This window comes from Arthrobacter methylotrophus (assembly GCF_039539965.1).
GTDB classification, from domain to species: domain Bacteria; phylum Actinomycetota; class Actinomycetes; order Actinomycetales; family Micrococcaceae; genus Arthrobacter; species Arthrobacter methylotrophus.
Genome location: NZ_BAABED010000001.1, coordinates 201,963 through 214,552 on the forward strand (window position 1 = coordinate 201,963; position 12,590 = coordinate 214,552).

Consider the following 12,590-nt stretch of genomic DNA (forward strand, 5'->3'; position numbering starts at 1 on the left):
TCACATCCCTTTTGATGAAATCGAATCATGACCTCACCCATTGCTCTCCACAGCCGTCCAGCTAAGCTTGCCCCCCAACGGACCGCCAGCCGCGGTGGCCTTGTATTGGCGCCACTTATAGGCCTCTTGTTCGGCTCGATATTCGGAGCCCTATGCATCATTCTCCGAGCAGTAGGTCCCAGCGATTGGGCCTCACTAGCCGACGAATGGTGGCCGTGGGCACTAGTACTGGGCATCGCCGCGCTGGCCTCACGTTCGGTAGTTGCCAATCTCCTCGCCATTCTGGCCACAGGCCTGTCGGGGTTGACTGTGTACTACGTGCTCAAGGCCTGCCTCGCCGTCGGCTACTCATCCAGCACATATCGCGGTTTCGATGTCTATTTCCAGCAGGGCAACCTCACGATGTGGTCTGCAGCCGTCGTGGCAGCAGCGTTGCCTGGAGCTTTGGTCGGGGCGTGGGGTCGACGACTTTTCGCGGTTCCGGGCCTCACGCGGCGCGTCTGACTGCCCACCGGACAGCGAGCGACGGCGGGAGGTGACTCCCGCCGTCGTCGTCGCGTTTGCGTCCGAAAGGGCGCTGTTACAGGGAGTGTGCGTCGAAGGCGGTGGCCTTGGCCGCGCTGTCCAGGCTGACGGTGAAGGTGTTCGGGCCGCTGCAGGTCACCGCGATGCTGGCCTTGGAGGTGTTGTGGCGCAGTGAGAAGTCATGCACCAGCGCATCCAGCGTGTGGTGGGTGGTTGAGCGGTCCCAAATCTTGAGGGTTACGGAGTCGGCAGTTTCAAACGTCATTGTTCAGTGCTTCCATTCATGAATCCGGATGTCGGCTATCGCGCCAATGCGAAAGCCTTTCCATAGTGCACAGTGAGGCGTAGACGGCTCAAGCCAAGATGGCGTTTATTGCTAGTGAGTCTCATCACAGGCGCCCGGTGCTAGTTGGATGCAAGATGCAATGCGCCGAAGACCGGGTCCTGGGTGAGGACCTGCAAAGTGTCGAGACCTCGGGAGCATAGGGCGATCCGCATGGCCGTCTGCAGTGTCGGCTGGTTCACGCCCAGCCCGCCGCCAAGGACGATCGGCCCGTCGATCTTCAGTTGCTCGGCACATTTTGCCGCCAACGACGCCAGATCGGCGCCTGCCTGGAGAATCATGTCCAGCGAGGCCGCATGCCCGGAGGCTGCGCACTCAAAGACGACGGGCGATTTGGAAGCCCAGAATCCGCGTCCGGCGCCGTTATGGAAAAGGGCGATCAAACCCTCCGGGCCGGAAAGTCCGCAGGCCTTCACAAGGGCTTTCGTCAGTTCGTCGGCGCGAAGCCCATGGTTCATCCGCTCCAGGCTGTACCTCACAGCTTCACGGGCAAACCAGTAGCCGCTACCCTCGTCACCCAGCAAGTAGCCCCAGCCGCCGGCACGCGCTTCGTCCTTGCCGTTGGTGCCCCAGGCGGCGGATCCAGTGCCCGCAATGACGGCGATTCCGGTGCTGTATCCAGCGGCCGCGAGAAGAAGACGCGTGTCATGGACAACCGAGACGACGGCGTCGGGGGCCAAAGGCTGGATCAATTCGGTCAGGGCGCTCGCGTCTTCGGCGGTGTCAATCCCTCCGGACCCAACTACCACGCGTGCAACGGGGCCGTGGTTGAGGCTGGCGAACACGCCCTCCAGGTTGATGCGGGCTTGGTCTCGGCTCACGTTCTGCACATTGGCGCTACCGCCGGAAGTATCGGCAACGGCGGTTCCGTCCAGCCATGTGATGCCGCGTGTCTTCGAGCCTCCGATGTCCAAGCCTATGACCGCGCCGGCGACGCCTGGGTGTGTCATTGGTGTGTTCCTTCCTTCGTAGAGATCGTTCGTGAATATTCGGTGGACGGCAAGATACTTCCGGCGTGGATTCCGATCCCTTGAAGCACCGGATACTGCCACCAGGCATCGAGTCCATGGGCGCCTGTACCACCCACGACGGATGAGATACGGAAGGTGTGGCTTTCCCCGGGCAGCAGCGAAACGCATTGCTCGGAGACTGTCGCTTCCGGGTCAAGCCGGTCTGCTTGCAGGACCAGGTCGCGCACGATGGTCTCGGCAGTGACAGTTACTTCAATCCCGCCGGGTACTTCCGACGCCCGGGCCATGACCCGCGCCGGTTCCTTGATGCGGTCTTTGTCCTCGGCGTAGAAGTAGAGGATCCGGTCCCCGTGCCCGAGTCCTTCGCCCCGCGCCACAAGGACATCGCTCAAGGGGTGCCCAGTCTCGTGCACCTCGGCGGGGAGGTCTATTTCGGTCTTGTCCCTGGGCGCGACCTCAAAGGCGAACTGATGCGACGCCTCCTTCCGGGTGCCCTGCGGGCCGGCCGCCGGGGGAGCGGTTGAGCTGAGGCGTTCCACCGTGATGGTCCCGCTCCAGGCTTCTGCGGAATCGTTGACCAGAACGACGGCGAGCAGGTCGCCGCGGCGCTGTATGGTCGCCAGCCGGGGCCGGTAGGCGTCCCGGATTGCATACCACAGCGGTTTGAGCTGACCGTGTCCATCAATAGCGGCCCAGGAGGTGACGGGCCAGCAGTCGTTGAGTTGCCAGACGATGGATCCCGCGCAAACGGGCCACCCGGCACGAAAGTGCTCGATGCCGAATCGGACAGCGCGGGCTTGGTTTACCTGGGTGAGAAAGTGCCACTCCTGGAAATTCGCTGGATCGGGAAGGTGCGCGGCCAGTCCTCTCTGCAGCTTTCCGGTACCGTCTTCGGCTTTTTGGTGCTGGAGGAAGGCCGAAGATTCGAGGTCCAGGTCCGCCGCCTCCAGGACGCTCGTGAGGGTTGACCAGTTGGGGGGACCTTGGAACCCGAACTCGGAAACGAATCGTGCATTCCACTCTGCGTAGTGTGAATAGTCTTTTTGGTTCCAGACATCCCAGATATGTGTGTTCCCGTGACTTGGATCGTTAGGGTGCAATCCGGGATCCCCGGAGTAGGGGCTGCCGTTCCAGTAAGGACGGGTGGGATCCAACTCCGCAACGAGTGCAGGCAAGAGCTCGGAATAGTAGCGCCATCCCCAGTTTCGGCCGTCAAGCCGGGGCTTCCAATCCCAATCCCAGAAGCCCCAAACGCATTCATTATTTCCATTCCAAAGCACCAGGCTCGGGTGGTTCATGAGCCGTGCCACGTTGTCCCGGACCTCAGCGGCGACTTCCTCGTAGAGGGGTCCGTCCTCGGGGTATCCGGCGCAAGCAAAGAGGAAGTCCTGCCAGACGAGGATGCCCATGCGGTCACACAGCTCATAGAAAGTATCCGACTCATATACTCCGCCACCCCACACGCGGAGGAGGTTCATGTTCGCCGCAGTGGCTTGCGAGAGGCGCTGCCGGAGCTGGCGGTCGCTGATGCGGGACGGGAAGCAATCGTCGGGGATCCAGTTGGCGCCCTTCACGAAGATATCGGTTCCATTGACGGCAAAGACAAAGCTGGTTCCGGCTTCGTCCCGTTCGGTCTTGAGCTCGAATTGCCGAAATCCGATGCTCTTGGACCACACGTCGAGGTCGTGACCCTCGGCGTCCAGCGTCACCGTTAGCACGGAAAGCGGCTGGGCACCCATATCGTGCGGCCACCACAATTCAACGTCCTCGAGATCGATGACGACCCGCGCTTTGCGGGAGCCTTGCGGCAGGGTGAGCGATTCGGTTTTGCCCAAAAGCGCTACTGTGAGTCCGAGTTCGCCTGAAGCGCCCGGCGCCCGCAGGACCTCGACATCCACCTCCACACGGGCATGTCCGTTGGTGGGGAGTTCTCCCGGTCCGCGCCTTTGTCCGTGGTCGGAACCAGGCCCGGGTGCAACGGTGGTAGTGACGGATGGGCGCACTGACTGCAGCCGCGCCGTCTCATATCGCCTGATGCCCACGGGTTTCCACGGTCCGGCCGTTACCAGGTTAGGGCCCCAATCCCAGCCGAAATTGCACGCCGACTTGCGCACATACTGGAACGGCTCCGGATTGCCGTTGGGTAGTTCCCCCACGGATGCCCGGATTTGTTCGGCATAGCCGCGCACGTTCTTGAAGGTCATTGCCAAGTCATTGGCGCCGGGCCTGACGACGTCAGTGACGTCCACGACGTAGCTGCGGTGTTGGTTGTGGGTGTGTGCGAGGTCTTGCCCGTTGACCCGGATGACGGCGATGGTGTCCAAGCCGTGGAAGACGAGCTCTGTCCGCCGGTCATCATTGCCGTCGTGGTCGAAGGTTGTGGAGTATTCCCATTCGCTCCGGCCCACCCAATGCTGGGATTCCTCGTTTTGCCCCACATAGGGGTCGGGGAGGTGTCCGTGGTCAATGAGAACCGTGTGCACAACCGACGGAACGGGCGCTGCAAGCCTCCAGCCCATGGCCCCGGACGGTGCGTCCGGGGCTGGAGCTGTCATTCTTAACGTCCATCCCTTGGCGAGCTTGCTCGTTTCAATCATGTGGCTAGCTGTGGTCTGCGCGGTAGAAGTACATTTCTCGCGATCCCGCGGGAGCATCCCAGCCTTGGGCGAACATCCAGGTTCCACCGAACTTCAGCAGGCCGCCCCAGGCCAACGACCCTCCCCGGTGCACCGCTTTCTGGGTGAACGGCTCGTTCACGTCATACAGCGCCTGCGCCGCGGAGAACTGGCCGTCCGCGTCGCCGTAGAAGAAGTCCAGCACCAGCTTGCCGCCGTCGCTCTCGGTGCTGCCGTCGTCGACAATGGCGCAGGCGACTTCGTGCAGTGAGCCGCCCAGCGGTCCTAGGTCCAGGTACTCTTGCGGCTCAAACGTCCAGTTCACCATGTCGGTGGAGCGTCCCACATGGGTGGTTCCACCGCAGCCTTCGGACAGGTACATGAGGTAGTGGCCACCGATCTTGACGGCTTCGCCTTCGGCGTTGCGCGGGATCACAGCCCCCTTGGCCCAGAACTTCGAAACTTCGTGGGGAACGGCCAAGCCGAGCTTTTCCCAATGGATCAAATCGTCGGACACCGCGACATTGATGTCGCAAGCAACATCGCCCAGGGGATAGACATCCGGGTCCTGGCCAGCATGCTCCTCGCTGCGGTCGATCGTCCAGATCCCGTTGTAGAACATGTAGTAGCGGCCGTTGGCCTGGTACACCTTGGGGTCCTCGCAGCCAAGAACCTCATTGTCCTGCGTGGGATAAATCGCAGGATTGGAGACGCTGTCCTGCCACCCGGTCTCGGGATCGTAGACGGCAACACCGATACGGCTGGAGACCGATTCCTTGCGCGGGGATGCCCGGTAAAAGAGGTAGAGCTTGCCGTCGCGTTCCATGACAGAGGGATTGAAGATCGAATCGGCGGTCCAGCCTATCCCGCTTGGATCGGCCCAGTCGTGGACTTGGCGGAACGTCAGGGAATCGTCTTTGCGGAACGGGCCCACAGCCCATTCCGGGCGCTCCGGGTATGCCGCGGAAAACTGCTCGGTGGAAATGGTGTCGGTCAGTGGATTGCTGAACGTCAGCGCTTTCTCGTAGCTTTCGAGCAGTGCTTCGGTGGTGATCTTCTGCATGTGGGTTCTTCCTGTGGTGATGTGTACCAACTAAGCGCGGTCCAGGCGTGCCACGCCGATCTTCGAATCGGCCATGCCATAAAAGACGAACAACTGATCTCCGATCTTCTCGATTGCCGTGGGGAAAACGACGTTGGGGACGATGCCCGAGATCTCGTCCTCCGTTTCCGGTGCCAGCAGGGGCTTGTCGCTGCGCGCGATCACGATCGAAGGATCCTCAGCATCCAGGATCATCGCCGCGGCGGTGTAGTTGACGTTCTGCTGGTGGTCGAAGGCAGACTTCTCCATCGACCCGGAGACACCGTGGTAGATCAGGAGCCAGCCCTCGTCGACCCGGATCGGTGCCGGTCCGCCGCCGATCTTGAGTTCTTCGAAGGGGAACTCGCTCAGGGCAACGAGCTTGTGCTTGCGCAGGTGAACCAGGTTGCGGATGTCCTTCTCGACGTCGGTCACGGCGACGTAGGAAATCCAGATCCCCGGGCGGTTGTCATCGAGGCCGGCCGGCAGGTGCTCGCCTTCGCCCTCGCGGATCCAGCCCAGGTCCCACATGGGGCGGTGCAGCAAAGCGTAGGAGGGGACGCCGTCGGGATCATTGACCGGCTCCGGGAAGAACACCGCGTCCTTGTTGGCGAACAAGTTCAAGTCCATGGACAAGTCGGCCTGGTACTCGAAATGGCAAGGCCCCAGACGATTCCAGGTGCGCAGGTCTTCGGAGTGGGCGAACGCGAGGCGGGGGCCAAGGGGTCCGTAGGCGACATAGGTCATCAGGTGGCGGCCCAGGGACGGCACCCAGGTAATGCGGGGATCTTCGGTTCCAGCGTTGTTGATGCCCCGTTCCCACCCTTCGTCAGGGGCCAGGACAACGCCCTGGCGTTCGACGCCGGACGGGACGCCGTCGTCGCCGATGATCACTTTGGCGAGTCCAACGCGGGAGACATTCCCCTTCGCGACGAGGCGCGGGAGGAGGTACAGCTCGCCGTCGGGCCCGCGGCCGCTGGCCGGGTTGAGGACGCCTTCGGCTTCGAACTCGTTCCCGGCTTCCGGGGTCATGATGACTCCGGCGCGGGTGAGGGTGAACGGGACGGTGGGGAGTGCAGACGTTGAGGAAGTCATAGGGGTTAGCCCTTTACGCTTGATCCGATATTTGTGGAGATGAATTGGCGCTGGAAGAAGATGAACAGCGCGACGGCGGGGGCCGCGAGAACGCAGGCACCGGCAAGGATTGCGCCGAACGGGTTTGATGCCGTGGCGGCAATGTTCGAGATGTAGTTCGCGAGGGAGACGGCGAGCGGCTGGATGGCCTGGTCTTTGGTGACGAGGAACGGCCACAGGAACTCGTTCCACGGACCGATGAAGGTCAACAGAACGGCCGTGACAATGGCGGGCCGGACCAGGGGGATCGCGATCTGCCACAGGATCCTCAGCTCGCTGGCTCCGTCGATGCGGGCGGCCTCGAACAAAGTGGAGGGCAGCTGCATGAAGTACTGACGGAAGACAAACACTGCGGTGGAATTGATCGCGAACGGCAGGATCATGCCCAAATACGTGTCCGCGAGCCCGTAGTCCCGCACAATCATGACGTACAGCGGGATGAGCAGCAGCTGGAACGGGATCATCTGCACCAGCAGCATCATCCCGAACACCAGTCCTTTGCCACGGAATTGCATCTGAGCGAGCGCATAGCCCACCAAGAGCCCGAATACGACTGTGAACAAGATGACGCCGCCGGTGAAGATCCCCGAATTGACCAGGCCCTTCAGCAGGTCGATCGAGTTATTGATGTTGCTGTAATTCTCGCCGGTGATGTTGGCCGGACTAGGGAAGGCTCCGCCCACGGAAGTATCCGGATTGGTCTGGAGCGAGCCGATGAACATGTAGTAGAACGGGAAGAGGAACACAAAGGCTCCCAGCGCCAGCAGCAAGAAGCTGCCCACGCCCAGGTTCTTGCGCTTCGCCACGGAACTGCCCTTGCGGGAGGCCGCGGAGCCGGAACCGGCGGACCCGGAGATCGCCGCTTCGGAAGCGCCGGCACCCGGCCGGCGATCGTCGTCGTCGTTCTTGAGAGTGGCCCTATTGAAGATCGACACGTCAGTCCTCCTTCCCGCCCACGAGGCGTTTTTGGATCAAGGTGATCAGCAGCACGCCGATCACGAGCACCACCCCCAGCGCGGCTGCAACATCCGGATTCCCTTGCAGGATTCCCTTCTGGTACATCAGGAAAACCGGCGATGTCGAGGCTCCGTCCGGTCCGCCACCGCCGGTGAGAAGATAGGGCTCAGTGAACAAGTTCGCTCCAGTGATGGTTGCCAACAGCGTCACCAGCACGCTGGCCGAGCGCACTCCGGGAACAGTGATGTTCCAGAACTGGACCCATTTGCTCCCGCCGTCCACCGAAGCGGACTCGTAGAGCTCGTCCGGGATGTTCTGCAGTGCGGCCAGGTAGAGCAGGATGAAGAACCCCAGCTGCTTCCAGGTCACGTAGAGCGCCACCGTCGGCATCGCCAGCCAGGAGTTCGTCAACCACGAGGGGTTCGGGGCCAGCGGCCCCAGCAGCGCGTTGACCAGCCCGTTCTGCTGGAACAGGAACAGCCAGACCCCGACGACGGCGACGCTCGCCGTGACGTACGGGACGTAGTAGGCGACCCGGAAGAAGGTCTTGAGCCTCGTCACGCGGTTCAGCGCGTTCGCCAGGACCAGGGACAGCCCCACGGTCAGCGGCACATTGATGACCAGGAAGATCCCGATGTTGGCAAAGGAACGCTGCACTTCAGGATCGGACAGGACGGTGATGTAGTTGTCCAGCCCCACGAAGGGCCGGTCAACCTGGACTCCTGGTGCAGTGAAGAAGAACTGATGGAAGGAGATGTAGACGGCGTAGCCCAGTGGATACGCCAGCACTGCAAGGACGTAGATGACATAGGGGGCGCTGAACAGCAGTCCCAGAGGCTGGGGGCCCAGGAAGTTCTTGCGTTTCCTGGGCGCCTGCCGGTGGTCCACGGCCCGCCCGGCAGTGTCTCCCGTCCGGGGACCACCAACTGAGCGAAGTGACATGGGGATTCGCCTGCTACTTCTGGGCTGCCAGTTGGTTGATCTTGTCAGAAGCACCCTTGAAGGCGTCATCGATGCTCTGGTTGCCGAAGATCACGGACTTGCCCCACGCGTCACGGAAGGTCTGCCAGATCTGGACCGAGTTGGAGACGTTGGGAACTTCCACGGTCCGTGCGGCTTCGTCGGCGAATGTCTTGTAGGCCGGGTTCTGGTTGAAGTAGTCCGCGTAGGCGGTGGTCAAGTCCTTGCGCATCGGCATCTGGCCGGTTTGGGAGAGGAGCTTGCCGTCCTGTTCCTTGCTGGTGGCGAACTTCATGACATCCCACGCGGTGCCTTGGTTCTTGCAGGAGGAGTACATGGCGACGTTTTTGGCGTCAGAGAAGGTGGAGCCGTTGGTCTGTGCTTGTGTACCCGGGACCGGGACGGTGCCCCAATTCACCTTGCCCTTGTAAGCGGCGACGGCCCAGGGGCCCGCGAGGGACATGCCGGCTTTGCCATCTGCGAAGGAGTCGCCCTTGTACGTTTCCTTGGATGCCAGGTTCTCCTTGTAGAGAGTCTGGAACATCGTGGCTACCTGCTTGCCCTGATCGCTATCGAAGGTGGCTTTGCCATCCTTGATCAAGTTGGTGCCACTCGAATTGGCGGCATAGAACGGGTAGAAATCGAACCAGGACTGGAAGAAATCGCTAGCAGGCGAAGGCCACACCGCATTGGTGACGGCACCGGACTTTACGAGTGTCCGGGCAGTCTCCAGGAATTCGGACTGCGTGGCAAGCTTGGGCTTTTCCGGGTCCAGTCCTGCCTTCGCGAAGATGTCCTTGTTGTAGAAGAGGACCACGGGGTTGGACTTCCACGGCAGCTGGTACGTCTTGCCATCGGAGGACTTGTACTGATTCGCGAGATCGCCCGTGCGGTCCTTGATGTACTGGGCTCCATCAGGGAAGGAGTCCAACGGGACCAAGCCACCTTGCTTCTGGAATTGCGGAACGGCCACGGGGGCGGTGTTGAAGACCAGGCAGGGAGCGTTGCCAGCGGTGATTGCCGCCCCGATGACCTCTTCGGAGCTCTTGCCTGCCGGGATTTCCTGCGCATCTACCTGCTGGTCAGGGTGGGCCGCGTTCCATGAAGCCACCATGTCCTTGCCCCACTTCACCTCGAACTCGTTGTTGGAGTACCAGATCTTGATGGGGCCCTTTGCCGTTGTGGCAGAGTTCGCTCCGGCAGCGGTGCTGGAGGCGCCTCCACCGCATGCGGCCAAACCGGCTCCGACTACCGCAATAGCGGTAAGGGAGAGGATCCTCGAACTAATTTTTCCGTGCTTCATTGCAACTCCTTTGCGGGTAAAAATTGACGGACTGTGGAGCCTTCGCCTTCAGATGGAAACGGCAAATAGCCCCACCAATTGCGGGTAGATCGATCTTCGTAGGACTGGACGTGGGAGGGGGCTAGTTTTTCGGCCTGCTGGGTGCCGCCCCCGTGGAGGCTCGGACCACCAGCTTCGGGGAGGGAAGATAGACGTCCTCCGCGGGCGCTCCGCCGAGGATGCTCAGGAGCACTTGGGCGGCAACACGCCCCCAGAGCAGCGGATCAGCCGGGATAGTGGTCAGTGGAGGATTGAGATAGCTTGCGAGCTCAGTATCGTCGTAGCCCGTGATGGAAAGATCACCGGGGACGGTCATCCCCAAGGACTGCGCGTAGGACTGGCCGGCCGTGGCCATCAGGTCGTTCGCGTAGATGATCGCAGTGGGCCGTTGGGCCGGGCGAAGCAGTTCCGCGGTAGCCGCCAATCCGCCGGCCGCGGTGAAGTCCGACTCAATGAAGGAACCGGCCTCGAGCCCGGCTTTCGACATGGCGTTTTGCCAAGCCAGCCGCCGGCTTCGGCCGTGAATGTAACTCTGGGGTCCGGCCACGTGCGCGATTCTGGTGTGCCCCAGGGAAACCAAGTGTTCGACGGCGGTGGTAATGCCCTCGGTATCATCCATGCACACTGCAGGAAAGGGCGAGGAGGTTTCGGGCCGGTTCAGGGTGACGGCCGGAATCTTGAGGCCTTGCAACAAGGCGATTCGGGAATCGTCAACCCTCATATCGGTGAGGATGACACCGTCCACGCGGCCGTCGGCAGCCAGCTTCCGGTAGCCCAGCTCTTCCGCGTCGGCGCTGGCGGCGACGGTGAGGACCAAGGCGTACTCGTGCTCAACCAGCGTGGTCTCGATCCCGGCGATGAACGCGGGAAAGAAGGGGTCCGTGCCCAAAAGGCGGGGATCCCGGGCAATGACGAGCCCCACGGCAAAAGCCTTGGCCGATGACAAGCCCTTGGCGCGAAGGTTCGGCTTCCAACCAAGGTCCTTGGCGATCTTGAGGATGCGCTCCCTGGTCTCGTCGCTGACCCCGGGCTGTCCGTTCAACGCGTACGAGACAGCACCCTTGCTCACGCCGGCTGCCTGCGCAACGTCGTTGATGGTCACTGTCATGTTCGCCTCATTGCCACTGGGTGATCGGAATCACTGAACCGGTTTTGTTACCTCTACTGAACCGGTTTAGTAATCGCTTGTCAAGGGCATAAGGGGGAAATTGCCGGGACTCGTGCGTCGTTCGTTTGCGGTGGATCCTCACTGGCGGCCGCCCCGTCGTCGGGGCGGCCGCCAGTTTCAATGCAGTGCGGGCTAGCGCTCGGAGCCTGCGGCGGCAGCCTTCTTGGCGTCCTTTTCTGCGCGTAGGGACTCCGCCTCGTGCTGTTCTTCGGCCTTTTCCTGGTGGATGACCTCCGCGAGGAGCTTCTCCATCTCCTTCGCCACGCCGGCGGCGGAGGCCGGGTTCTGTCCGGTCACCAGCCGGTCGGCAACCACAACCTTCTCCGCGAAGACGTCGGCGGAGACATGAATCGCGCCCTGTTCCTTCAGCCGGTCTGCCAAGAAGAACGGGATGAATTTGTCCATACCTGCGGCCACTTCTTCATCGTTGGTGAAAGCGGCCACCTCCCGGCCCCCGACGAGCCGGAACCCATCGGCCAGGTCCACGTTTACCAAGCCTGCCGGTCCGTGGCAGACCGCGCCCACCACGCCGCCGGCGTCGTAGACGCTGGCGACCAGGTTCTGCAAGCCTTCGCTGTCCGGGAAGTCCCACATGGTGCCGTGGCCTCCCACGAGGAAGACTGCGTCGTACTGGCCCGGATCAACGACGTCGACGCGCGCAGTGTTGTAGAGGCCGGCGCGTGTGGCCTCGTCCCCCGTGAAGGCAACCTGGATTGGATCTTGCAAGTCCACCTCATCGTGCGGGGGCTGACCGCCCTGGATGGATGCGAAGTCTACAAAATGCCCGGAATCCTTGAAGACCTTCCAAGGATGTGCAGCCTCGGCCACGTTGTAGCCGGTCTTCTTTCCCGTATCGCCGATCTCGGAAACGCTGGTCAATACCATGAGGATTTTCTTCATGATGTGCTCCTATCGTCCAAATCCACCCTACGCCTACCCCAAATTCAGGCCCACCACATGCGCCAAGGCGTCCGGACGGCCGCCTGTCGGCGTCGGTAGTTCCGGATATGCAGATAGGCCATGACTATCAGCAGCGGAACGTGGATGGCCGGCATATTGTGGGCGAACCATTTCGGAAGGTAAATGTCCGTCACCCCGCCGCTTTCGGCTCCGTAGTGTTTGGCGAGCTGCGTGAGCGGACACCGGAATCCGTTGCCGGCGAACACCAGAGATTCGCCCGCTATCACCGCCGCAGCCATACCAACTCTTCTGTCAGCGCGCCCGACCATCCCCTTGTAGAGCACGTAGACAACGCATGACTCAATCGAAAGCCACGCCAGCGTGTGGAATGTCTTGATGGCAGCTATAGCGGCTGGATGAGGCCTGGACGCTGCCTCTTTCGTCCTGCCCTTCCGTGCGTGAACTCGGCCGATCTCCATATGCACCTCCTGATTCGGAACGCGGTATGCCTCGGTACCTGGCTCTGTTCCTCAATTCCCCATTGTGGAACTGCCGGGCTCCCGGTTCTAGAGGCTTATCGCATCCAAGTTCCTG

The 12,590-nt window shown here is 61.8% G+C and carries 12 protein-coding genes; 1 reads left to right on the forward strand and 11 read right to left on the reverse strand.

Features of this window, described 5'->3' with window-relative positions:
* Positions 1 to 27: 27 nt before the first annotated feature.
* On the forward strand, positions 28 to 504 hold the full coding sequence (locus ABD884_RS01025) for a hypothetical protein (RefSeq protein WP_345034102.1): 477 nt from the start codon (positions 28 to 30) through the stop codon (positions 502 to 504).
* A 76-nt stretch (positions 505 to 580) separates the two neighbouring features.
* Here ABD884_RS01025 and ABD884_RS01030 read toward each other — a convergent pair whose 3' ends face one another.
* The 11 genes from ABD884_RS01030 to ABD884_RS01080 all read right to left on the reverse strand — a co-directional run bounded on the left by ABD884_RS01030 (position 581) and on the right by ABD884_RS01080 (position 12,475).
* Positions 581 to 790 (reverse strand): hypothetical protein, encoded by a 210-nt coding sequence (locus ABD884_RS01030; RefSeq protein ID WP_035741377.1) that lies wholly within the window; start codon positions 788 to 790, stop codon positions 581 to 583.
* 140 nt (positions 791 to 930) lie between these two features.
* The gene (locus ABD884_RS01035; protein ID WP_345034114.1) at positions 931 to 1,818 is read right to left on the reverse strand and encodes an N-acetylglucosamine kinase; all 888 of its coding nucleotides are present in this window, start codon (positions 1,816 to 1,818) and stop codon (positions 931 to 933) included.
* Positions 1,815 to 4,436 carry a glycoside hydrolase family 2 protein gene (locus tag ABD884_RS01040; protein ID WP_345034125.1) on the reverse strand — a complete coding sequence of 874 codons (2,622 nt, stop codon included), beginning with the start codon at positions 4,434 to 4,436 and terminating at the stop codon, positions 1,815 to 1,817. Before ABD884_RS01040 ends, ABD884_RS01035 begins: the two co-directional genes overlap by 4 nt.
* Positions 4,437 to 4,440: 4 nt before the next feature.
* The gene (locus ABD884_RS01045; protein WP_345034130.1) at positions 4,441 to 5,517 is read right to left on the reverse strand and encodes a glycoside hydrolase family 130 protein; all 1,077 of its coding nucleotides are present in this window, start codon (positions 5,515 to 5,517) and stop codon (positions 4,441 to 4,443) included.
* Positions 5,518 to 5,547: 30 nt separating this feature from the next.
* On the reverse strand, positions 5,548 to 6,630 hold the full coding sequence (locus ABD884_RS01050) for a glycoside hydrolase family 130 protein (RefSeq protein WP_345034133.1): 1,083 nt from the start codon (positions 6,628 to 6,630) through the stop codon (positions 5,548 to 5,550).
* Positions 6,631 to 6,635: 5 nt separating this feature from the next.
* Entirely contained in the window at positions 6,636 to 7,391 is a 756-nt protein-coding gene (locus tag ABD884_RS01055) for a carbohydrate ABC transporter permease (protein ID WP_231497316.1), read from the reverse strand.
* A 214-nt stretch (positions 7,392 to 7,605) separates the two neighbouring features.
* Complete coding sequence (locus ABD884_RS01060; protein ID WP_345034152.1) at positions 7,606 to 8,568, reverse strand: carbohydrate ABC transporter permease; 963 nt, start codon at positions 8,566 to 8,568, stop codon at positions 7,606 to 7,608.
* Positions 8,569 to 8,581: 13 nt separating this feature from the next.
* A complete protein-coding gene (locus ABD884_RS01065; protein WP_345034163.1) occupies positions 8,582 to 9,889 on the reverse strand; it encodes an extracellular solute-binding protein in 1,308 nt (435 codons plus the stop codon).
* 121 nt (positions 9,890 to 10,010) lie between these two features.
* On the reverse strand, positions 10,011 to 11,036 hold the full coding sequence (locus ABD884_RS01070; RefSeq protein ID WP_345034173.1) for a LacI family DNA-binding transcriptional regulator: 1,026 nt from the start codon (positions 11,034 to 11,036) through the stop codon (positions 10,011 to 10,013).
* Between the two features lie 192 nt (positions 11,037 to 11,228).
* Entirely contained in the window at positions 11,229 to 11,996 is a 768-nt protein-coding gene (locus tag ABD884_RS01075) for a type 1 glutamine amidotransferase domain-containing protein (protein WP_345034179.1), read from the reverse strand.
* Positions 11,997 to 12,040: 44 nt separating this feature from the next.
* Complete coding sequence (locus ABD884_RS01080) at positions 12,041 to 12,475, reverse strand: hypothetical protein (protein WP_345034182.1); 435 nt, start codon at positions 12,473 to 12,475, stop codon at positions 12,041 to 12,043.
* Between the last annotated feature and the right edge of the window lie 115 nt (positions 12,476 to 12,590).

Bases quoted from the DNA above. Each gene is read 5' to 3' on its own strand.
- ABD884_RS01050 (WP_345034133.1), bottom strand. From the start codon at position 6,630: ATGACTTCCTCAACGTCTGCACTCCCCACCGTCCCGTTCACCCTCACC.
- ABD884_RS01080 (WP_345034182.1), bottom strand. From the start codon at position 12,475: ATGGAGATCGGCCGAGTTCACGCACGGAAGGGCAGGACGAAAGAGGCA.
- ABD884_RS01055 (WP_231497316.1), bottom strand. From the start codon at position 7,391: ATGTTCATCGGCTCGCTCCAGACCAATCCGGATACTTCCGTGGGCGGA.
- ABD884_RS01075 (WP_345034179.1), bottom strand. From the start codon at position 11,996: ATGAAGAAAATCCTCATGGTATTGACCAGCGTTTCCGAGATCGGCGAT.
- ABD884_RS01025 (WP_345034102.1), top strand. From the start codon at position 28: ATGACCTCACCCATTGCTCTCCACAGCCGTCCAGCTAAGCTTGCCCCC.
- ABD884_RS01040 (WP_345034125.1), bottom strand. From the start codon at position 4,436: ATGATTGAAACGAGCAAGCTCGCCAAGGGATGGACGTTAAGAATGACA.
- ABD884_RS01065 (WP_345034163.1), bottom strand. From the start codon at position 9,889: ATGAAGCACGGAAAAATTAGTTCGAGGATCCTCTCCCTTACCGCTATT.
- ABD884_RS01060 (WP_345034152.1), bottom strand. From the start codon at position 8,568: ATGTCACTTCGCTCAGTTGGTGGTCCCCGGACGGGAGACACTGCCGGG.
- ABD884_RS01045 (WP_345034130.1), bottom strand. From the start codon at position 5,517: ATGCAGAAGATCACCACCGAAGCACTGCTCGAAAGCTACGAGAAAGCG.
- ABD884_RS01030 (WP_035741377.1), bottom strand. From the start codon at position 790: ATGACGTTTGAAACTGCCGACTCCGTAACCCTCAAGATTTGGGACCGC.
- ABD884_RS01035 (WP_345034114.1), bottom strand. From the start codon at position 1,818: ATGACACACCCAGGCGTCGCCGGCGCGGTCATAGGCTTGGACATCGGA.
- ABD884_RS01070 (WP_345034173.1), bottom strand. From the start codon at position 11,036: ATGACAGTGACCATCAACGACGTTGCGCAGGCAGCCGGCGTGAGCAAG.